17 protein-coding genes are annotated in these 20,764 nt (G+C 64.7%); 10 read left to right on the forward strand and 7 right to left on the reverse strand.

All coding sequences use genetic code 11. The features are described from left to right. Positions 1-24: 24 nt before the first annotated feature. Positions 25-627, forward strand: a complete 603-nt coding sequence (locus CH275_RS20040; RefSeq protein WP_094680295.1) for a TetR/AcrR family transcriptional regulator — start codon at positions 25-27, stop codon at positions 625-627. Then, on the forward strand, positions 614-2,230 hold the full coding sequence (locus CH275_RS20045; protein WP_094680018.1) for an acyl-CoA dehydrogenase family protein: 1,617 nt from the start codon (positions 614-616) through the stop codon (positions 2,228-2,230). The genes CH275_RS20040 and CH275_RS20045 overlap by 14 nt, the downstream gene beginning before the upstream one ends. Before the next feature lie 72 nt (positions 2,231-2,302). Here CH275_RS20045 and CH275_RS20050 read toward each other — a convergent pair whose 3' ends face one another. Continuing rightward, entirely contained in the window at positions 2,303-3,271 is a 969-nt protein-coding gene (locus CH275_RS20050) for a type IV toxin-antitoxin system AbiEi family antitoxin domain-containing protein (protein ID WP_094680019.1), read from the reverse strand. A 129-nt stretch (positions 3,272-3,400) separates the two neighbouring features. Continuing rightward, positions 3,401-5,050 (reverse strand): glucose-6-phosphate isomerase, encoded by a 1,650-nt coding sequence (gene pgi, locus CH275_RS20055; RefSeq protein ID WP_094680296.1) that lies wholly within the window; start codon positions 5,048-5,050, stop codon positions 3,401-3,403. Positions 5,051-5,132: 82 nt separating this feature from the next. On the opposite strand from pgi, the gene CH275_RS20060 reads away from it, so the two are divergent. Beyond that, the gene (locus CH275_RS20060; protein WP_094680297.1) at positions 5,133-6,584 is read left to right on the forward strand and encodes an NAD-dependent succinate-semialdehyde dehydrogenase; all 1,452 of its coding nucleotides are present in this window, start codon (positions 5,133-5,135) and stop codon (positions 6,582-6,584) included. 45 nt (positions 6,585-6,629) lie between these two features. On the opposite strand, the gene CH275_RS20065 is transcribed toward CH275_RS20060, so the two are convergent. After that, on the reverse strand, positions 6,630-6,920 hold the full coding sequence (locus CH275_RS20065) for a chorismate mutase (protein ID WP_032378292.1): 291 nt from the start codon (positions 6,918-6,920) through the stop codon (positions 6,630-6,632). Between the two features lie 329 nt (positions 6,921-7,249). Here CH275_RS20065 and pcrA point away from each other — a divergent pair, with 329 nt between their 5' ends. Beyond that, the gene (gene pcrA, locus CH275_RS20070) at positions 7,250-9,724 is read left to right on the forward strand and encodes a DNA helicase PcrA (protein WP_094680020.1); all 2,475 of its coding nucleotides are present in this window, start codon (positions 7,250-7,252) and stop codon (positions 9,722-9,724) included. Positions 9,725-9,808: 84 nt separating this feature from the next. On the opposite strand, the gene CH275_RS20075 is transcribed toward pcrA, so the two are convergent. Continuing rightward, positions 9,809-10,834 (reverse strand): M23 family metallopeptidase, encoded by a 1,026-nt coding sequence (locus CH275_RS20075; protein WP_094680021.1) that lies wholly within the window; start codon positions 10,832-10,834, stop codon positions 9,809-9,811. 232 nt (positions 10,835-11,066) lie between these two features. Between CH275_RS20075 and CH275_RS20080 the strand changes: the two genes are divergently transcribed. The 4 genes from CH275_RS20080 (at position 11,067) to CH275_RS20095 (ending at position 15,642) form a co-directional block, all read left to right on the forward strand. Then, the gene (locus tag CH275_RS20080; RefSeq protein WP_094680022.1) at positions 11,067-12,932 is read left to right on the forward strand and encodes a hypothetical protein; all 1,866 of its coding nucleotides are present in this window, start codon (positions 11,067-11,069) and stop codon (positions 12,930-12,932) included. A gap of 146 nt (positions 12,933-13,078) precedes the next feature. Then, positions 13,079-14,242, forward strand: a complete 1,164-nt coding sequence (gene sucC / locus CH275_RS20085) for an ADP-forming succinate--CoA ligase subunit beta (RefSeq protein WP_032377331.1) — start codon at positions 13,079-13,081, stop codon at positions 14,240-14,242. A gap of 8 nt (positions 14,243-14,250) precedes the next feature. Beyond that, the gene (gene sucD / locus CH275_RS20090) at positions 14,251-15,162 is read left to right on the forward strand and encodes a succinate--CoA ligase subunit alpha (protein WP_027496015.1); all 912 of its coding nucleotides are present in this window, start codon (positions 14,251-14,253) and stop codon (positions 15,160-15,162) included. 138 nt (positions 15,163-15,300) lie between these two features. Next, a complete protein-coding gene (locus CH275_RS20095) occupies positions 15,301-15,642 on the forward strand; it encodes a DUF2200 domain-containing protein (protein ID WP_094680298.1) in 342 nt (113 codons plus the stop codon). On the opposite strand, the gene CH275_RS20100 is transcribed toward CH275_RS20095, so the two are convergent. The 3 genes from CH275_RS20100 to CH275_RS20110 are packed head-to-tail and all read right to left on the reverse strand — an operon-like array spanning position 15,636 to position 18,022. Further along, positions 15,636-16,484 carry a hypothetical protein gene (locus tag CH275_RS20100; RefSeq protein WP_094680023.1) on the reverse strand — a complete coding sequence of 283 codons (849 nt, stop codon included), beginning with the start codon at positions 16,482-16,484 and terminating at the stop codon, positions 15,636-15,638. The genes CH275_RS20095 and CH275_RS20100 overlap by 7 nt on opposite strands. Before the next feature lies 1 nt (position 16,485). Continuing rightward, positions 16,486-17,496: a hypothetical protein gene (locus CH275_RS20105; RefSeq protein ID WP_094680024.1), complete on the reverse strand. Its 1,011-nt coding sequence runs from the start codon at positions 17,494-17,496 to the stop codon at positions 16,486-16,488. A 7-nt stretch (positions 17,497-17,503) separates the two neighbouring features. Continuing rightward, positions 17,504-18,022: a hypothetical protein gene (locus CH275_RS20110; RefSeq protein ID WP_094680025.1), complete on the reverse strand. Its 519-nt coding sequence runs from the start codon at positions 18,020-18,022 to the stop codon at positions 17,504-17,506. A 302-nt stretch (positions 18,023-18,324) separates the two neighbouring features. Between CH275_RS20110 and CH275_RS20115 the strand changes: the two genes are divergently transcribed. Next, on the forward strand, positions 18,325-19,548 hold the full coding sequence (locus CH275_RS20115; protein WP_179276243.1) for an acyl-CoA dehydrogenase family protein: 1,224 nt from the start codon (positions 18,325-18,327) through the stop codon (positions 19,546-19,548). Between the two features lie 23 nt (positions 19,549-19,571). Next, entirely contained in the window at positions 19,572-20,696 is a 1,125-nt protein-coding gene (gene sfnG / locus CH275_RS20120) for a dimethylsulfone monooxygenase SfnG (protein ID WP_094680026.1), read from the forward strand. Positions 20,697-20,764: the final 68 nt, after the last annotated feature.

Here is a 20,764-nt window from a genome sequence, read left to right on the forward strand (position 1 = left end):
ATGAATCAGTGCTTCAATCCTTGCATGCCCTATCGCCGAACCCCCGCGGTGCAAGCCAGACTCGACGCCGGTCGCGAGAAGCTGTTCGCCGCGGCCATCGAGGTGCTCTCGTCGCAGGGATACGCGGGGCTGTCGATCGCGTCGGTCGCTGCGGCCGCAGGGGTGTCCGCCGGCAGCGTCTACACGCATTTCGAGGGCAAGTCGGACTTGGTGGTCGCCATCTTTCGCGAGGTCTGTGGACGAGAGGTCGCCGCAGTGGTCGCCGTTTCCGGGCACGGCAGCACCGCCGAGCGGGTGACGGCCGTGGTGCAGACCTTCGCCGGACGCGCCCTGAAGAACCGGACGATGGCGTATGCCCTGCTGGCCGAACCGGTGGACCCGGCCGTCGACGCCGAGCGGTTGGTGTTTCGACAGAAATTCACCGATGCATTCGCCGACGCGATCGTGGCAGGTATCGAAGCCGGAGAAATCCCCGAGCAGGACGCGGCTATCTCGGCAGCAGCGCTGGTCGGTGCCGTCGGCGAAGTGATGGTCGGCCCGCTGTCCTCCCACGAATCGGTGGATCCAATACCCAGTCTCGTCGCATTGTCGTTGCGCGCGTTAGGAGTTCGAGATGGACACGCATGAGGTATTCAACCAGGCCGTCGACCTGACGCCCTACGACACCTCCGAGGACCCGTCGCTGCTCGATGGCCTGGAGCGGGCCGGTGGCGGCTGGGCGCTCGACGAGGTTCGGCAGCTGGGAGCCCTCGCCGGTGGTGCGGCGGCACAGGAGTGGGGCAGGCTCGCGAACGAGAACCCGCCCGTGTTGAAGACCCACGATCGCTACGGGCACCGAATCGACGAGGTGGAATTTCATCCGCACTGGCACGATCTGATGACCGTCGCCGTCGAGCACGGACTGCATGCCAGCCCCTGGACCGACAATCGCGTGGGTGCACATGTTGCCCGCGCAGCGAAGTTCTACGTCTGGGGACAGACCGAGGCCGGCCATATGTGCCCCATCTCGATGACCTACGCCGTTGTTCCGGCTTTGCGGCACAACCCCTCTCTGGCAGCACAATACGAGCCGCTGTTGGCCTCGCGGGAATACGATTTCGGTCTGCGTGTCCCGTCCGAGAAACGTGGACTGATCGCAGGTATGTCGATGACGGAGAAGCAGGGCGGATCCGACGTCCGCGCCAACACCACCACAGCCACTCCGTCGTCGGACGGAACGTACTCGATCACCGGCCACAAGTGGTTCACGTCCGCCCCGATGTCGGACATGTTTCTCACGCTGGCGCAGGCACCGGGCGGGCTGTCGTGTTTCATGCTGCCGCGCGTCCTGCCCGACGGCACCCGCAATCGAATGATGCTGCAGCGCTTGAAGGACAAGCTGGGCAACAAGTCGAATGCATCCGGCGAGCTCGAGTATCACGGGGCGACGGGCTGGCTCGTCGGTGAAGAGGGCCGCGGAGTGCGCACCATCATCGAGATGGTCAACATGACCAGGCTGGACTGCGTCATCGGGTCGGCGGCGGGAATTCGCAACGCCACCGTCCGCGCGGTTCATCATGCCCGGCACCGAGCCGCGTTCGGCGCTCAGCTGATCGATCAGCCACTGATGCGAAACGTGCTGGCGGACTTGACCATCGAATCCGAGGCCGCGACCGCCGCCATGATTCGTCTGGCGCAGGCCACCGACGGCTCGGCCCGCGGGGACGAGCAGGAGAGTGCGCTGCGCCGAATCGCGTTGGCCATCACCAAGTATTGGGTGTGCAAGCGGGCACCGGCGCATGCTGCCGAAGCCCTCGAATGTCTCGGCGGCAACGGCTATGTCGAAGAATCGGGTATGCCTCGGTTGTTCCGCGAATCGCCGCTGATGTCGATCTGGGAAGGATCGGGCAACGTTGCCGCACTCGATTCCCTGCGTGCATTGGCCCGCCAACCCGACAGTGTCGAGGCCTTCTTCGGTGAGATCGGCCAGGCGTCGGGCGTGGATTCTCGGCTGGACGACGCCATCGCGCGCGTCGGCAAGGAACTCTCCGACACCTCCGACATGGAGTACCGGGCCAGGCGAGTCGTCGAACTGATGGCTCTGACCTTCCAGGGCGCGCAACTGGTCATGCACGGGAATCCCGCTGTGGCCGATGCCTTCTGTGCCACTCGACTCGACCGCGACTGGGGCATCGCCTTCGGCACCCTGCCGACGGGTGTCGATACCTCAGCTGTGTTGGCGCGGGTGTGATTCCGCGGATCTGAGGGGATCTGCGGGGCATCGGCTCCCCACATTTGGATTTGTGACGCCGATCGGAGTCGATTATCCGAAACTGGGGAGCTGATCGGCCGACAGGCGCTGGTCTCCGAACCACCCTGCCGGCGTGGGCAGGCCTGCTGCGCGGGCGAAGGCCTGCTCGAAGCGGCGAAGTAGTGCAGGAGGATCGTCCAGGTCCCGCCAATTCCACCGCACGATCACCCATCCCAACTCACGCAGTCGGTCCTCGCGATACTTTTCGTCGAGCAAGACACGCTTCGAGTCGTACTTCGATTCGCCGTCGAACTCGCCGATGACTTTGAACTCCCAGAACAGAAAATCGACGCGCCCGACGAATCGGCCCGCCCCGTCGTACACCCATTGATTGAGCAGTGGTGTCGGCAAGGGGAGCATCTCGAAGAGCATGCGACTTCGAGATTCACCAACGCTCTCGCTCCGTCCGCTCATCAGCGAGACTGCTCGTCGGGCGGCGGAGATGCCGGTGCGGAACCGCGCGGACTCCACCGCCATCGACAGGGCGTCGGAATCGGTGTGGCCGGACCTCAGCGCGCTGTCGCCCACACATACGGACCGCTCGACGGACGTGGTGCGCGCGATGTCGACGATGGTCCTCGCTGCCGTGGTGACGGGAAAGCCGTTGATCGTCGTACGCTCCGCGGGACCCAGCGTGGTGCCGTGGAGGATTCGTAGCGGTCGACGCTTGCTGGCGTAGTCGAGACCGTGTGTCATGTGCACCCTGTCGAGCGGAAGCTGCCAGATGTCGAAGCCCCAGGCAATGGCTGCCGATACGTGGCTGAGCACTTCGCCCACCGGTGCGGCCTGCAGGTAGGACCGTGCGAGCAGGAAGTGGCGTTCGATCGGAGTGGCCGACTGCATCACCGCGCCCGGTACATAGAAGCCCGGTCGCAGAACCGACAGTTCACCGGTGCGGCGCAGTCGTCGCAGGTCGTCGTCGGTCAGGCCGAACGCGAGCGCATCAGCTCGCGTGAACAGATCCGTGTGGGGTAAGTCCATGATTGCTTGGACGCGCCGACCGTCGAATCGGATCCGGTTGCCGCGAAAAAGCTCCCCAGATTTGGATTTCCGACGCCGATCGGAGGCAGATTTCCAAAACTGGGGAGCTGATTCGCAGCCGAAGCAAACTCAAACCGAACGACCCCGCTGCGATCGGTACCAGCGAACCAAGGCGTCGGTCGATGAATCCGACTGTGCGGCAGGCGCTTCGGAGTCGGTGAGCACCGGTGTCAATTCCAGGGCCTGGGTCTTGCCCAGTTCGACGCCCCACTGATCGTAGGAGTCGACGCCCCAGATGACGCCTTCGACGAACACCTGGTGCTCGTAGAGGGCAATCAATTGGCCGACCACCGACGGCGTGAGCTTGCGTGCCAGGATCGAAGTGGACGGACGGTTGCCGGGCATCACCTTGTGCGGCACCACATCTGCTGGTGTGTCCTCGGCGGCGATCTCCTCGGCGGTTTTGCCGAAGGCGAGCACCTTGGTCTGGGCGAAGAAGTTGCTCATCAGCAGGTCGTGCATCGATCCGGTGCCGTCGCGGGTGGGCAGATCATCGGTGGGCTCGGCGAATCCGATGAAGTCCGCGGGCACCAAACGTGTTCCCTGGTGCAGCAATTGGTAGAAGGCATGCTGACCGTTGGTACCCGGTTCGCCCCAGAAGATCTCGCCGGTGGGTGTAGTGACGGGGGAGCCGTCGGCCTTGACGGACTTGCCGTTGGACTCCATCGTCAACTGCTGCAAGTACGCGGCGAACCGGGAGAGGTCATTCGAATACGGCAGCACCGCACGGGTTTCCGCGCCGAAGAAGGAGCTGTACCACAGGCCGATGAGGCCGAGCAGGACAGGCGCGTTCTCGGCGAGCGGGGTGGTGCGGAAGTGCTCGTCGATGCGATGGAAGCCGTCCAGGAATTCGGCGAACGCCTCCTTGCCGACGACGGCCATGACCGACAGGCCGATTGCCGAATCGACGGAGTACCGTCCGCCGACCCAGTCCCAGAAGCCGAACATGTTGGCGGTGTCGATACCGAAGTCCGCGACGCGCTCGGCGTTGGTGGACACGGCGACGAAGTGCTTGGCGACGGCGTCCTCACCGAGCGCGTCGACGAGCCAGCGACGGGCGGCAGTGGCGTTGGTCAGCGTCTCGAGAGTGGAGAACGTCTTGGACGCGATGATGAACAGCGTCGATGCCGGGTCGAGTCCGTCGAGCGCACCGACGAGATCCGCGGGATCGACATTGGAGACGAACTTCGCGGAAATCCCCGCGTCGGCGTAGTGACGGAGCGCGTTGTAGACCATGACCGGTCCGAGATCGGATCCGCCGATGCCGATGTTGACGACTGTGGAGATCTTTTCGCCGGTGGCACCGACCCATTCGCCCGAACGCACTCGATCGGTGAATTCGCCCATGGCCGTGAGGACTTCGTGTACGTCGGCGACGACGTCCTGGCCGTCGACGGTCAACGACGCGTCGGCCGGTAGACGCAACGCGGTGTGCAGAACGGCGCGGTCCTCGGAGGTGTTGATGTGCTTGCCCGCGAACATGGCGCCGCGCTTGCCTTCGACGTCGGCGGCGCGGGCGAGTTCGACGAGCAGCTCGAGGGTCTCGCGGGTGATCCGGTGCTTGCTGTAGTCGATATGGAGATCGGCGGCGTCGAGGGTGAACGTGCGCGCTCGGTCGGTGTCCTCGGCGAACAGTGTCCGAAGATGAGTATCGGCGATCGTGGAGTGGTGATCGGTCAGTTTCTGCCAGGCATCCGTGCCGGTGATATCGACGCTCATACGATCCAACACTAATGCGGCCCGGCACCGCGCGCGCGTCGTTCTCGTTTGTATTCGGCGCTGCGGAGGCATCATGGACGGTATGGACCAACGTGCATTGATCGAATCGATTCCGGCAAAACTGTGGATCGGAGGAAAGGCCGTCGACGCAGAGGGAGGCAAGACGTTCGCGGTCAACGATCCGGCCACCGGTAAGCCCCTGACCGAGGTTGCCGACGCATCGCCCGCGGATGCAATGAAGGCGCTCGACGCCGCGGCTGCAGCGCAGAAGAGTTGGGCGGCAACGCCTGCACGCGAGCGCAGCGAGATTCTGCGAGCGGCGTTCGAGAAAGTCACCGAACGCGCCGACGACATCGCGCTGCTGATGACCCTGGAGATGGGCAAAGCCCTCGCGGAGTCGAAGGCCGAGGTGAAGTACGGTGCCGAGTTCTTTCGCTGGTTCGCCGAGGAAGCCGTGCGCATCGGTGGTCGCTACACCCCGGCTCCGGCGGGCAACGGTCGGATTCTCGTCACCAAGGCTCCCGTGGGCCCGGTGTTGGCGATCACCCCGTGGAACTTTCCGCTGGCGATGGGCACCAGGAAGATCGGGCCTGCTCTGGCGGCCGGTTGCACCATCGTCGTGAAGCCGGCCCGCGAGACCCCGCTGACGATGTTGCTGCTCGCGCAGATCTTCTCCGAGGTCGGGCTCCCGGAGGGTGTTCTCTCGGTACTGACGACCTCGAAGTCCGGCGATGTCACCGGACCTCTGTTGGAAGACCCACGGTTGCGGAAGTTGACCTTCACCGGTTCGACGGGAGTCGGCAAGTCCCTCGTCGAGAAGTCGGCGACTCGGCTGTTGCGAACGTCGATGGAACTCGGCGGCAACGCCCCGTTCGTGGTGTTCGACGACGCGAACATCGACGACGCGGTGGACGGCGCGATGCTCGCCAAGATGCGTAACGGCGGCGAGGCCTGCACCGCGGCGAATCGACTGCACGTGCACAACAGTGTTCGCGAGGAGTTCACCACCAAGCTGGTGGCGAAGATGTCCGAGATGAAGCTCGGGCCCGGCGTCGACCCCGACACCAAGCTCGGGCCACTGATCAACGCGGATCAGCTCGAGACGGTGCAGGAGCTCGTCGACGATGCAGTGCAGCAGGGCGCGACGGTCGCTCTCGGCGGCAGCGCACCGGGCGGAGACGGGTACTTCTATCCGGCGACCGTGCTCACAGACGTGCCTGCGCAGGCGAGGATCCTCAGAGAAGAGGTGTTCGGACCGGTGGCTCCGATCGTCGGATTCGACACCGAGCAGGAAGGCATCGACGCAGCCAACGACACCGAGTACGGCTTGGCGTCGTACATCTACACGGAGAATCTGGACCGCGCGCTACGGGTGGCCGACGCCATCGACAGCGGCATGGTGGGCGTCAACCGCGGAGTGATCTCGGACGCGGCAGCGCCGTTCGGTGGAGTCAAGGAATCCGGATTCGGCCGGGAGGGCGGATCCGAGGGAATCGAGGAATACCTCGAGACCAAGTACATCGCATTGAAGTAGAGCTGACGGTTGGGCGTGCGCACCGCGCGCCCAACCGGAGGTGGATCAGTGTCCGAGGCGACCGCGACCGAGGCGGAGCAGGAGCATGGCCAGCGTGTGGCCTTCCTGACCGAGGCTGCTGAAACGCTCAAGAACCTTCATCTCGCGGCTGTGCACCAGACGCGGACCGCCGGAGGCCATGCGGGTGCGTCCGATGATCTGCGAGACCTCGGAGCGACGCTTGATGGCCGTCAGGATCTCGGCATCGAGGCGGTCGATTTCCTGACGCAAATCGTTGATCTCGGCTTCGCTGGAAGGCACTGCAATCTCTGAGTCGATCTTCGTCGTCATGGCCATCGTCTCTCCTCGGGTCACATCTTGGATCGCTGCGTCGTCCGTCACCGTTACGCCTTTCGTATTCGGAACTGCATCGCTCGGCGGCTCGGTTCCCGGCTCGAACTCCTGCTCGGGCCTTCGAGCCCCCGCCTGGAACAGGGGCGTTGCGTCTATCGACAGGCTTCTGCACGTGTGGCGGACGAGCGGCCGACCCGACGCAGGCGGTGACGTACGGTTTTTTCGATCACCGATCCAGTGTGCCATGGGCCGACCCTCCTGAAAAGTCATCCGTCGAGGCCGAGACCACGCGATGTGGGTTTGTCGGTACGCGCCGGTAACCTGACCTGACGATGAACACATTCCTCCAAGGCCTCGCGTCCCGTAAGAACGCTGCGTCCGACGCGTTGCTGGAGGGGCTCAATCCTCAGCAGCGTGAGGCCGTTGTACACACCGGATCGCCGCTGCTCATCGTCGCCGGAGCCGGTTCGGGCAAGACAGCGGTGCTGACGCGTCGCATCGCGTATCTTCTCGCCGAGCGAGGGGTGTCGCCGGGTCAGATTCTGGCCATCACGTTCACCAACAAGGCCGCCGCCGAGATGCGTGAGCGCGTCGCGGGTCTGGTGGGACCGCGAGCCAATGCGATGTGGGTGTCGACCTTCCACTCGAGCTGTGTACGGATTCTGCGGGCACAGGCAGCGCTGTTGCCGGGGCTGAATTCGAACTTCTCGATCTACGACGCCGACGACTCCCGCCGATTGCTGACGATGATCTCCAAGGATCTGCAGATCGACACCAAGAAGTTCTCGGCGCGGCTGCTGTCGACGGCGATCTCGAACCTGAAGAACGAGCTGATCGGCCCCGACAAGGCGGCGGAGGACGCCGATGGCGACCCCGCCGAGCTTCCTCGGCTCGTGGCGAAGGTCTACGGCATCTATCAGCAGCGGTTGCGCGCGGCCAACGCGATGGACTTCGACGACCTCATCGGTGAGACGGTGGGGATTCTGCAGGCCTTCCCGCAGGTGGCTCAGTACTATCGTCGCCGGTTCCGGCACGTCCTGGTGGACGAGTATCAGGACACCAACCACGCCCAGTACATGCTGGTACGAGAGCTGGTCGGCACCCCCGACGCCGACGGCGCACTCGAGGGCACCGTCGCGCCGGGTGAGCTCTGCGTGGTGGGCGACGCGGACCAGTCCATCTATGCATTCCGTGGTGCCACGATCCGGAACATCGAGGAATTCGAGCGCGACTATCCCGACGCTCGCACCATTCTGCTCGAGCAGAACTACCGGTCGACGCAGAACATCCTCTCGGCCGCCAATGCCGTGATCTCCCGCAACATCGGTCGACGCGAGAAGAAGCTGTGGACCGACACCGGCGAGGGCGAGTTGATCGTCGGCTACGTCGCGGACAACGAGCACGACGAGGCGTCGTTCGTCGCCTCGGAGATCGACCGACTCGTCGACGGCGGAGATGTGCGCTTCGACGAGGTGGCAGTGTTCTATCGCACCAACAACTCCTCGCGTGCGCTCGAGGAGATATTCATTCGCCTGGGTCTGCCCTACAAGGTCGTCGGCGGCGTGAGGTTCTACGAGCGCAAGGAAGTCCGAGATCTCGTCGCGTATCTGAGGGTGCTGTCCAACGAGGACGACACCGTCAGCATGCGACGCATCCTCAACACCCCACGCCGCGGTATCGGCGACCGCGCCGAGGCCTGTGTCGCCGTGCATGCCGAGCAGCGTGACATCAGCTTCTCCCGTGCCCTGCACGACGCGGCCGCGGGCAAGGTGGCGTTGCTCAACTCGCGGCAGCAGAAGTTGATCGCACAGTTCATGGAATTGCTGGACGAACTGCGCGCCGTACTCACCGCGACCGACGGCGACGGCAACGACATCGCAGACATCGGCGATGTCGTCGAAGCCGTTCTCGATCGCACCGGCTACCGCGCCGAGCTCGAAGCCAGCAGTGACCCACAAGACGGTGCGCGCCTCGACAACCTGAACGAACTCGTCAGCGTGGCAAGGGAATTCACGTCCGAGGCGCGCAACCAGGCCGCGGTGGCCGAAGAAGCACTGGAAACCGGCGACGACGAGAACGGCGAAGACGACGGTGGCGTCGACGGTCTGGCCGAACCGGGTTCTCTCGCAGCGTTCCTCGAACGGGTCTCCCTGGTGGCCGATACCGATCAGATCCCCGACTCGGGCACCGGTGTCGTGACACTGATGACGCTGCACACCGCGAAGGGACTGGAGTTTCCGGTCGTCTTCGTGACGGGTTGGGAAGACGGCCAGTTCCCACACATGCGGGCACTGGGTGACCCGAACGAACTGTCCGAGGAACGACGCCTGGCGTACGTGGGTATCACTCGGGCACGGCAGCGGCTCTATCTCACGCGCGCGATCATGCGGTCGGCGTGGGGCCAGCCCATTGCGAACCCGGAATCGCGCTTCCTGCAGGAGGTTCCGCAACACCTGATCGATTGGAGACGTGAGGACCCCGGCACCGGCGGCGGCCGAGCAATCGGTGGTGGCAGGTCCGGCGGTTACGGCTCGAACAGTTACGGTTCGAACAGTTACGGCTCGAACAGTTACGGCGGGTCCTCGTCACGCGGCCAGAGTTCGTCGCCCAGCTTCGGTGCCGCCAAGGGGCGCAACTCGAATCTCGTTCTCGTTGTGGGCGATCGAGTCAGTCACGACAAGTACGGCCTGGGCACGGTGCTGGAATCGACCGGTGCTGGGGTCAAGGCGATGGTGTTGATCGACTTCGGTTCGGCCGGGCGCGTCAAGATGATGCTCATCGGCGGCGTCCCGATGACCAAGCTGTAAGAGACCGAGCTGTAAAGACCCTACTAACGCGAAAGCCGGGCCCTGCGAAAGCGGGGTCCGGCTTGTGGTGCAGTGAAGAAGAACTCAGTCCATTTCCGGTCCGAGGGAGATTCCTCGGGAGGCGAGCCACGGGAGCGGGTCGATCTTTAGTTCGCCCGGAAGGTGAACCTCGAAGTGCAGGTGCGGGCCCGTGGAGAACCCGCGGTTGCCCATGGTGGCAATCTGGTCGCCCGCCATGACGTTCTGACCGACAGTGACGGTCGAGGTGTCGATGTGGCCGTAGACGGTGATCGTGCCGTCGGCGTGCTGCAGTCGTACCCACATGCCGAAGCCTGCGGCCGGACCGGAGTCGATCACCTTGCCGTCGGCGACGGCATAGATCGGAGTTCCGATGGCGTTGGCAACGTCGACGCCGGCGTGGAGAACGCCCCAGCGAGTGCCGAAGTTGGAGGTGTAGGTGCCCTGCGCGGGGAGGGCGAACAGCGGCCGACGGGCGGCGGCTTCACGTGCGGCGCGCTCCTCGCTGAAGCGCTGGCCCTTGGCGAGCAAGTCGTTGAACTGGCTCAGATCGGCCGGTGCAGCGACGCTGAGAATCTGCGGTGCCTGCGAGGGGATCGCGCTCGATGACTCTTCGTCGAGCGCGGTGGTCTGCGGGGTTGTGGTGGCCGCGACTGCAGCAGCAGCGGGAGCTTCACCGGCGGCGAGTGCGTACTCGGAGGTGGCGACCGTGGCGGGCGAGTCGTCGTTGATGACGGCCTGGCCTGCGGCTACGACGGCACCGGCGGCTACGGCGAGAACAGCCGCGCGACCTTTGAGGGCGGTGGGGGGAAGTGGAATTCTGTGTGCGCCGCCGCGACGGGCCACGGGGGTGGCGTCTGCGGTGGTCGCGAAGGTCGTGACGACGGTCGGTGACTCGTCGGCTGCGACGTACGGAGTCTCGAACTGAGGCGTGTCGACGAACTCGGCCTCGGCGTACTGGTACGCGGGGTACGAGTAGGCGTCGTATGCGCTGTTGTCGGAGGCGGGCTCGTAGCTGTAGACCGTGGTCGCGTCTTCAGCGGCGGGTCGAGAGAACCGGCTGGAGGTGAAGGACGCACGGTGTTGCTGCAAGACCTACAACCTCCGTTATCTGTGACCTGGCCGTTACTGAAAGACTCGGCAGACGGTAACGAAATGATTGCGAGGCGCGCAAGTTAACAGCCCAAACTGCGGGGATATGTGAGATGGCTCACAGCGCGACCAGTGCTTATGTCGTGACGGGCCACACTTGGAATCGGACACCAGGACAGCACGACGTGACTGTAACGGTGTCCAAGCCCGTCGAGCCGATACCGTGATCCGAATGCCGACTCCGACCTTCGACAACTCGTCCGCCCGCGGCTCCGAGCGCGCGGAACCGCAGCGCATCGAGCCACCGGATGAGCAGCCGGGCAGGGCGGACGATCCGTCTCCCACCTCACGCCTCGTGGTTGCACTCGTGCTCGCTGTCGTCGCTGCGGTTGCCGCGGTGGTGGCTCAGCTGATCGGCGTCGTGGTCAGCGTGGACGGTTCGCCCGTGGGAAGCGGTGCCGTGTCGGCCGCACTTCTCGCCGTCGCTCTTCCGGTCCTGGTTGCTGTCGTCGCGGTGGTGGGTGCCGCCACCAAGAGGATCGAATTCGCCGCGGGCCTCCTCGCGGGATACGGCGCGGTCGCACTCGGAGTCGCAGTTGCGGACATCACCTTGCTGTCGGATCCGATCGACGCCAATCGGCTCGAGCTCTTCCGTCCCCTGAGCGCCGCGATGCTCGACGCCACCGCCGGTGCCCACGTTCTGCTTGCCGGTCACGCTGCGTCGGTTCTGGCGGGTGTTGCGGGGTGGTCGGCCGTACATCGCGCCGGGCTCGGTGACGGGTACGGCCATTCGGTGTATTCGGAACATGTGGGGCGCGCGGCGGCGGGGCGGGTCGGTCCGATGCTCGCGGCGTTGCTCGGCGGATTCGGTGTGCTGGCGGCCGTGGCCGCGTTCGCCTCGTTGTATCGCTCGGACGATCCGGTGGTGATCGTGACGGCCGTGGTGGAGTCGCCCGTGTTCGTCGCCGTCGGGTCCGGAGTGGTCGGTATCGCGGCGCTCGTGGTGGCCGCGTCGGCCCTGGCCTCACTGTCGCCGCAGGTGGCGTCGGGTGCATCCGTCGGAGCCGGGCTCTCGGTGCTGGGATTCGCCGGCGTCGGTCTGCTCGCCGGGCTCAGCACCGGCGCTCGGGTCGATGCCGGGCTCGGTGCCTATCTGGGCGCGGTGGCGGGTCTCGGACTGGTGATCTGCGGTGCGGTGCTCGCACCCGTTGCCGCGGTCCGCGACAGCCGGGCGCTGGAGAGGGCGCAGCAACGGGAGTCCGGTGCACGAGGCACCCGCGGCGTGGCCGCACCCGGGGCGACGAGGTGGCATGCCGCGGCCGGCTGCGCGGGCGTTCTCGCAGGTGTGTTGTCGGTGGTCGGATCGCTGTTGCCGATTCTCGAGACCGACTCGGGAACGGCCGTGCCGCAGATCCTGGCCACGCGGGTGGTGTTGGTCGCCGGGTTCGTGATGATCCTGGGCTCCGTCCCGCTGCTGTTCTCCGAGTTCGCCTCGGCCGCTCGCCCATTCGTGGCGATGTTCTGGCTCGGCGCGGTCTCGGCGTCGGCCGCGGTGTTGCAATCGGTGGTGCTCGCGGAGGACGTGGAGGGGGTGAGCACCGGCGTCGGCGCTCTGGCGATCATCGCGGGCGTCGTCGCAGCGGCAGCCGCCGGACTGCTGGCACTGTTCGCCGGATCAGCCGAGCGCGACGACGTCGACACCTCCCAGGACGCAGCGACCGACGGCGTGGTGCTCGGCACCGGATTGCTCGGTGCCGTGCTCCTCGCGGTCGGCCTGGCTCTGCCGCTGTACCGGGGTAGCGATCTCACGGCCGCCACCGTCACCGAGTTTCCATGGGGCTGGGACACCTGGGGGCAGATGCTGCTCGCCGTCGGAGTCGTCGTTGCCGCCGTCGTCGCCGCGCGAGCTCGGGCCGCACGAGGCAGCGTTCTGCTCGCTGCCGCAGCGGTCTCCGGCGTCGTGCATCTCGCGTCCTGGCCACTGACGTCCGCGCGCGCCACCGATCCCGAAATGGGACCTGGCGTGCTGCCGTTGGTCGCGGGAATCGTCGTTCTCGGTGTCGCTGCGGCACTTTCGGCCCGTCGTGCCGATCGGTGACGGCCGTTTCACCGACCCGGAAGCGGTGAGATAGGCCACATAGCATGCATGCGCCCGATGCGCCGTCGGGGCACCTGGATAAAGTCCATGCTCAGACCCGCTCACACCCCTGGAGCGGGCGTCAACGTAGACGAGACGGTGAGCTGATGGATCTCTTCGAATACCAGGCGAAGGAATTGTTCGCCAAGCATGGCGTACCCACCTCCGCCGGTCGTGTCACCGACACGGTCGCCGGAGCAACACAGATTGCCGAAGAAATCGGCAAGCCAGTAATGGTCAAGGCACAGGTCAAGGTCGGCGGCCGCGGCAAGGCCGGCGGCGTCAAGTACTCCAAGGACGTCGCAGCAGCAACCGAGAACGCAGAAGCGATTCTCGGACTCGACATCAAGGGCCATGTCGTCAAGAAGCTTCTCGTTGCAGAAGCGTCCGACATCGCCGAGGAGTACTACATCTCCTTCCTGCTCGATCGCACCAATCGCACCTACCTCGCCATGTGTTCGGTCGAGGGTGGCGTCGAAATCGAGGTGACGGCGGAGGAGAACCCCGACGCACTCGCACGTATCCCGGTCGACGCCGTCAAGGGCGTCGATCTTGCTTTCGCTCGTGAAATCGCCGAAAAGGGCAAGCTTCCCGCCGAGGTGCTCGACGCCGCTGCGGTGACCATCCAGAAGCTGTGGGAGGTCTTCATCAACGAAGACGCTCTCCTGGTCGAGGTCAACCCGCTGGTTCGCACCCCGGACGATCAGATCCTCGCCCTCGACGGCAAGGTCACGCTCGACGCCAACGCAGACTTCCGTCAGGCCGGCCACGCCGAGTTCGAGGACAAGGACGCAGCCGATCCCCTCGAGGCCAAGGCCAAGGAGAACGACCTCAACTACGTCAAGCTCGACGGACAGGTCGGCATCATCGGAAACGGTGCCGGACTGGTCATGTCGACCCTGGACGTCGTCGCTTACGCAGGCGAGGCACACGGCGGCGTCAAGCCCGCCAACTTCCTCGACATCGGCGGCGGAGCCTCGGCCGAGGTCATGGCCGCAGGCCTCGACGTCATCCTCGGTGACGAGCAGGTAAAGAGCGTGTTCGTCAACGTCTTCGGTGGCATCACCGCGTGTGACGCAGTCGCCAACGGCATCGTCGGCGCGCTGAAGAAGCTGGGCGACGACGCCAACAAGCCGCTGGTCGTCCGTCTCGACGGCAACAAGGTCGAAGAGGGCCGCAAGATTCTCGCCGACGCCGCGCACCCGCTGGTGACGCTCGCCGGAACCATGGACGAGGGCGCCGACAAGGCCGCCGAGCTGGCAGCGAAGTAGAGGAAACAATGTCTATCTTTCTGAACAAGGACAACAAGGTCATCGTCCAGGGCATCACCGGCGGCGAAGGCACCAAGCACACCGCCCTGATGCTCAAGGCCGGCACCCAGGTCGTCGGTGGCGTCAACGCACGCAAGGCCGGAACCACGGTCAAGCACGTCGACGCACAGGGCAACGACATCGAATTGCCGGTGTTCGCTTCGGTTTCCGAGGCCATGGAGAAGACCGGAGCCGACGTGTCCATCGCGTTCGTGCCGCCGGCATTCTCCAAGGACGCCATCGTCGAAGCGATCGACGCGGAGATCCCGCTGCTCGTCGTCATCACCGAGGGCATCCCCGTGCAGGACTCCGCATACGCGTGGGCCTACAACGTGGAGAAGGGCAAGAAGACCCGCATCATCGGGCCGAACTGCCCCGGAATCATCACTCCCGGTGAGGCATTGGTCGGCATCACGCCCGCCAACATCTCGGGAACCGGCCCCATCGGCCTGGTCTCCAAGAGTGGCACCCTGACCTACCAGATGATGTTCGAGCTCCGCGACTTCGGATTCTCGACGGCCATCGGCATCGGCGGCGACCCGGTCATCGGAACCACCCACATCGACGCCATCGAGGCGTTCGAGGCGGACCCCGACACCAAGATCATCGTCATGATCGGTGAGATCGGCGGCGACGCCGAAGAGCGTGCAGCCGATTACATCAAGGCCAACGTGACCAAGCCGGTCGTCGGCTACGTCGCAGGCTTCACCGCTCCCGAGGGCAAGACCATGGGCCACGCAGGCGCCATCGTCTCCGGCTCGCTGGGAACGGCGCAGGCGAAGAAGGACGCACTCGAGGCCGCAGGCGTCAAGGTCGGCAAGACGCCGTCCGAGACCGCTGCTCTCGCGCGCGAAATCCTGGAATCGCTGTCTGTGAAGTAAGTTTCACATCGTAAGAAGCCCGCCACCGAGTCCGGTGGCGGGCTTTTTCGTGTGCGCCTCGGCTCGCGTGGATGGACCACTGCATACGTCTGGGCGGTGCAATGTCACATTCACGCGTACGGGACTAGATTGACCTCCGTGCACAGGATCTTCACCACCGCGTTCAGCTCGGTCTATCCGCACTACGTCACCAAGGCCGAACGCAAGGGCCGGACCAAAGCCGAAGTCGACGAGATCATTCAATGGCTCACCGGTTTCGACCAATCGGCCCTCGACCGTTATCTCCAGGCCGAAACGACGTTCGACGAGTTCTTCGCGGCAGCGAACCTCAATCCGAACGCAACGCTGATCACCGGAGTCGTCTGCGGAATCCGCGTCGAGAGTGTCGAGGACCCTCTCATGAAGAAGATCCGATTGTTGGACAAGCTGATCGACGAACTCGCCAAGGGCAAGAAGATGGACAAGATTATGCGTCAGTAGATCGAATGAGTGAGCGTTGCGGTATAGGTGTCGGCGATGACCCCTGTTGTCGGAACGGCCACCGACACTGTCGATGTCCAGCTCGTGATACAGAGTGCGCCGCCGGTTTTGGCGAGGGCGGGCTGAGCGGTCAAGGCGACACTCACCGCGCTGGAGCTTCCGAGGACACCCGTGCATGAAGAGGCCGGCGCACTGTAGGTCGCCGACGTCGGCGTCAGGGTTCGGCCTGTGGACGAGCCACGGAAGCTGGAAAGACTGACGTCGGATTTCCACCCGGCCACTCCGACGCCCAACACCGTCATGCTCATGGTTCCGGTCCACGTTGTTCCTGGGGCGACGGTTGATGATCCGGTCATCGCCGACGGCACCTGCAGATTGAGCAGATTGTCTGCGGCGGCAACGGGTGCTGCGGCCCTCGCGGCCGGGCGGGGGGCGGTGGTCGTCGTAGGGTTCACCGACGTCGTGGTTGTCGGCGTCGCGGCCGACACTGTCGTGGGAATCTCGAAAGTCGGTACGACGCTCGATGTTTCGGTCGGTGCGCTGGACGCAGCATCGGTCGTGGTCGTGGTCGTGGTCGTGGTCGTGGTTGTTACGGGCGGTGCCGGAGCATCAGTGGTGGCGATCTGTACCGGAGGGATCGAGGCGGTCGTGTCGGTGGTCGTACATGCCGGCGTCGGAACCGCCGTGGTGGTGGTCGGGACGGGGCTTGTGGTCGTCGTAGGTGCGACGACGCAATTCTGTTCGGCTGCAGGTGGATCCGGCAACGGTTGTGCAGCCGCCATGGGGTTGGCGGCGGCTGCGAGAACCACCACCAACCCGACGGCTGACGCGAGACGTCGCATCTCAGCTGACCTTTCGTCGCCGCATCGCCACGGCGACCGCTGCCACTACAGCGATGACGATCAGGGCGGCGATCGCCCAAATCCAGACAGGGATGCCGGAATCGGACGACGTGTCTTCCGCGGTGACCGAGCCCTCGTCCGGGAACGTCACGTCGACGTTCGACGTCTTGCTCACCAGTCCGCTGGTGATGGTGAGTGCTGCCTGCCACGGGCCCGCCGGGAGCGCAGGGTCGAGCGTGAAGGTAACGCTTCCCGATTGCCCTGGCGCAATAGATCCGCCCGAACCCTTGACCGGTGCAGTCGAAATCCCGCCCGGACCGCCCGAAAGCTCCACGGTTCCGCTCGGGTCGAGGGCGCGCCCACCGGTGTTGGAGACGGTGGCAACGATCTCGGGCGCACCCGAGTCGTTGCGTGACGCCGCGACATCGCCGATCTCCAGATCGGCGGCCGGTCCGTTTCCGCCTCCGACCGACAGATACGTGCGAATACCGACGCGGCTGACGTTTTGAATTCCGGTTCCGGTTGGGGCACCCGCAGTTTGCGCCCATACGACGGCATACTGCTCGCCCTCGGGTGCGTCGGGTGGAACCGCGATCGTCACGACCGCCTCGGCCGCCGAGTTCGGGGCCAGCGTGAGGTCTGTCGGCGTCACCGACATCCACGTCGTGAGCTCGTTGACGGCGCGGTCGTCACCTACCTCGAAGCCGGAGTCGTCGGCTCCGATCGATGCAGCAGCGGGGTACAGGGTGACAGGCTGCTGTTGATCGGTACTGTTGCTGACCTCGATGCGCCTGGTGATGGTGGTGCCGGGCGGCAGGTTGTCGATGATGTAGGCCAGCGCCCGCGGATCGTCCTGTAGCGATACGGGCGCTTCGAGCAGGCGAATACCCACACTGCCCACCGGTGCCGATTCGGTTGGTTGTTGAGCGGCAGCCGGAGCCTGCGCGACGAACGCCGAAGCGAACATCAGCACGGTCAGGACTCCGGCCGCCAATCCCCGATGAAGTGACATGTACAGATCAGGCCACCGAATGCGTGACAACGCCCGTGTACGTACCTGCCACGACGTCGCTGGGCAGTGCGACGGAGACGGTGCCGGTCCAGGTGGCGGTGTTCGCTCCGATGACCGCTGTCGCGACCACGACAGGCTTGGTGGAGTCGATGGTCTGAGGAACCAGTACTCCGGCCACCGTCGAGACGCCCGTGCGCGCAGGCAGGAGCGGTGCCGAGTAGGTGACTGCGGTCGCAGGGATGGACGCGGGGTCCGGCGCGGGCTTGTCGAACGCGGTGCTGATCGCCGACGCAGTCCAGCCATTGATTCCGAGTCGCTGGTCGGACACCACGACAGGGGTGATGCCTCCGCTCGCGGTGTTGCCGGTGACGGTCAGCGCCTGGGATGTCGGTGCTGTGATGGTGAGTGCACCGCCCGCGACGGTGAAGGTCACGTTGGTGGGGACGGCGTTGGAGACGGCGGGCGAGATCACGGCAGCAGCGAGAGCACCGGCGACGACGGCGGTGGTGAAGATTGTCTTGCGCATGGGGGACGTCCTTGGGGAGGGCGAGCGTTCGGACCCGCCGGTTTGTGGTTTGCACAACATTAATCGCCGCTGGTCGTGACGCGTTACAAATTTGAACTAACTGTCACAAGGAATTTTTCGGCACCGAATAACGGGCCGAACGACGGTCTTGTTCGAGTGTCTCGATTCCAGCTTTGTCGGCTCGGAAGCCTGCGATATCCATCCTGAGATGGCCAGTAGGCTGAGAAAACGGGCAACTCTTCTCAGAATCACGCTGAGTCGAAGTGTGTTCATCGGCTCGGAGCAGTACTTCACTGTGGTTCATGACAACCACAGAAAACCGTGCTCTCGCCAAGGACTGGCCCGACGCCCCCACCACCGCCGCCGGTTGGATCGCCCGCGCAGGTGAGGTGGCACAACTTCTCGCGGTCGACGCCGTCGCTCGCGACAAGGGACGTGAGGCTCCCACCGCCGAGGTTCAGTTGCTCAAGGATGCCGGACTCGTCACGCTGCTCGGCCCAGTCGAACATGGCGGCGCAGGCCAGGACTGGCCGACGGCCTATCAGGTCATCCGCACCGTCGCAGCAGCCGACGGTTCCATCGGACAGCTTCTCGGCTATCACCTCCTCTGGTTCTGGGCCGCGCGCCTGGTCGGTACTCCCGAGCAGATCGAGGCCGTCGAGGCCGACGCCACGAAGAACAAGTGGTTCTTCGGCGGAGCAGTCAACCCCCGCGACAACGACGTTGCGGTCACCGACGAGGGTGACACCATCGTGTTCGACGGTTCCAAGACATTCTCCACCGGCAGCCGCGTCTCGGACGTCACCGTGCTCGAGGGTGCGCTCGCGGGCAGCACCGATCACGTGTTCGCGATCGTTCCGTCGAACATCGAGGGCTTGACCTTCCACGACGACTGGGACAACATCGGCCAGCGTCAGACAGAGAGCGGCAGCGTCACCATCGACAAGGTTCGTGTCGATTGGGCCAGCGCAGCAGGCTTCGTGGACAAGGCCTTTCAGCCGCGGGTCTACAACACCCTCAACGTCCCGACAATTCAACTGGTGTTCGTCAACTTCTACCTCGGTATCGCGAGGGGTGCTCTCGAGGAGGCTGCGTCGTACACCAAGGACAAGACGCGTGCGTGGCTGCACAGCACCGTGGACAAGGCGGTCGACGAGCCGTACATCATCGACATCTACGGCGACCTGACCGCGAAGCTGTGGGCCGTCGAGGCCCTCGCCGATGCCGTGGCGTTGGAAGGTCAAAAGATTCACGACAACGCCTGGAACGTCACCGCCGAGGAGCGCGGTGATCACGAGGTTCGGGTTGCCGCGGTCAAGGCTCGCGCCACCGAGGTCTCGCTGGAGATCACGTCGACGGTGTTCGAGGCGCTCGGTGCCCGTGCTACGGCCAGCAAGTACGGCTTCGACCGATTCTGGCGCAACGTGCGTACGCACACCCTGCACGATCCGGTCGCGTACAAGCGGCGCGAGGTCGGGCGTTGGGTTCTCACGGGCGAGCTGCCCGAGCCGACCTGGTATTCGTAGAGCGCACTGGTAGGAGGAAAAAGATGAGCACCGAAAAGATCGCCGACGCAATCAAGTTCGCGTATTGGGTACCCAACGTCTCGGGTGGTCTGGTCACCAGCACCATCGAGCAGCGGACCAGCTGGGATTACGAGTACAACAAGAAATTGGCGCAGACGGCCGAGAACAACGGCTTCGAGTACGCGCTCAGTCAAGTTCGGTACGAAGCGAGTTACGGGGCGGAGTTTCAGCACGAATCCACCAGCTTTTCGCTCGCGCTCCTGCTGGCGACGGAACGGCTGAAAGTCATTGCGGCCGTGCACCCCGGACTGTGGCAGCCGGCGGTACTGGCGAAACTCGGCGCGACCGCGGATCACCTGTCCAACGGCCGCTTCGCGGTGAACGTCGTCAGTGGCTGGTTCAAGGACGAATTCACCCATCTCGGTGAGCCGTGGCTCGAGCACGACGAAAGATACCGTCGCAGTGCAGAATTCCTTCAGGTGCTCCGCAAGATCTGGACCGAGGACGACGTCGATTTCCGGGGCGACTTCTATCGGATCCATGACTTCACCCTCAAGCCGAAGCCGCTCAACACTCCCGACCGACCCAACCCGGAATTGTTCCAGGGCGGCAATTCTTCTGCAGCACAGGAGAATGCCGGACGGTACTCGGACTGGTACTTCAGCAACGGCAAGGATTTCGACGGCGTCACCGAGCAGCTCGACAACCTCCGTCGCGTCGCGCGTGATCACCGACGCGAGGTGAAGTTCGGACTCAACGGCTTCATCATCGCCCGAGACAGTGAGAAAGAAGCCCGAGACACTCTGCGGGAGATCATCGAGAAGGCGAACAAACCCGCCGTCGAGGGTTTCAAAGGAGCGGTGCAACAAGCAGGCAGTTCGACGGGCGACAAGAAGGGAATGTGGGCCGACTCGACGTTCGAGGACCTCGTTCAGTACAACGACGGCTTCAAGACGCAGCTGATCGGCACCCCGGAGCAGGTGGCCGAGCGCATCGTCGCCTACCGTCGCCGCGGCGTCGACCTGATTCTCGGTGGCTTCCTGCACTTCCAGGAGGAGATCGAGTACTTCGGTGCCAGGGTGCTGCCGCTGGTCCGGGAGCTAGAGGCAGCCGAAGCGAACGACCAGGAGCTGGTCGCGGCCCGTTGACCTGGAGTACCGAGATCGGTCGGGTCCGTGCAGTAGCGTGGGATGAGAGGACCCGACCGACCTGGGGT

Origin of the sequence: Rhodococcus sp. 06-235-1A (genome assembly GCF_002258785.1) — a bacterium.
GTDB lineage: Bacteria > Actinomycetota > Actinomycetes > Mycobacteriales > Mycobacteriaceae > Rhodococcoides.

Excerpts from the sequence above, each read along its gene's own strand:
- CH275_RS20040 (WP_094680295.1), top strand. The coding sequence starts at position 25 with ATGCCCTATCGCCGAACCCCCGCGGTGCAAGCCAGACTCGACGCCGGT.
- CH275_RS20045 (WP_094680018.1), top strand. The coding sequence starts at position 614 with ATGGACACGCATGAGGTATTCAACCAGGCCGTCGACCTGACGCCCTAC.
- CH275_RS20050 (WP_094680019.1), bottom strand. The coding sequence starts at position 3,271 with ATGGACTTACCCCACACGGATCTGTTCACGCGAGCTGATGCGCTCGCG.
- pgi (WP_094680296.1), bottom strand. The coding sequence starts at position 5,050 with ATGAGCGTCGATATCACCGGCACGGATGCCTGGCAGAAACTGACCGAT.
- CH275_RS20060 (WP_094680297.1), top strand. The coding sequence starts at position 5,133 with ATGGACCAACGTGCATTGATCGAATCGATTCCGGCAAAACTGTGGATC.
- CH275_RS20065 (WP_032378292.1), bottom strand. The coding sequence starts at position 6,920 with ATGGCCATGACGACGAAGATCGACTCAGAGATTGCAGTGCCTTCCAGC.
- pcrA (WP_094680020.1), top strand. The coding sequence starts at position 7,250 with ATGAACACATTCCTCCAAGGCCTCGCGTCCCGTAAGAACGCTGCGTCC.
- CH275_RS20080 (WP_094680022.1), top strand. The coding sequence starts at position 11,067 with ATGCCGACTCCGACCTTCGACAACTCGTCCGCCCGCGGCTCCGAGCGC.
- sucC (WP_032377331.1), top strand. The coding sequence starts at position 13,079 with ATGGATCTCTTCGAATACCAGGCGAAGGAATTGTTCGCCAAGCATGGC.
- sucD (WP_027496015.1), top strand. The coding sequence starts at position 14,251 with ATGTCTATCTTTCTGAACAAGGACAACAAGGTCATCGTCCAGGGCATC.
- CH275_RS20100 (WP_094680023.1), bottom strand. The coding sequence starts at position 16,484 with ATGCGACGTCTCGCGTCAGCCGTCGGGTTGGTGGTGGTTCTCGCAGCC.
- CH275_RS20105 (WP_094680024.1), bottom strand. The coding sequence starts at position 17,496 with ATGTCACTTCATCGGGGATTGGCGGCCGGAGTCCTGACCGTGCTGATG.
- CH275_RS20110 (WP_094680025.1), bottom strand. The coding sequence starts at position 18,022 with ATGCGCAAGACAATCTTCACCACCGCCGTCGTCGCCGGTGCTCTCGCT.
- CH275_RS20115 (WP_179276243.1), top strand. The coding sequence starts at position 18,325 with ATGACAACCACAGAAAACCGTGCTCTCGCCAAGGACTGGCCCGACGCC.
- sfnG (WP_094680026.1), top strand. The coding sequence starts at position 19,572 with ATGAGCACCGAAAAGATCGCCGACGCAATCAAGTTCGCGTATTGGGTA.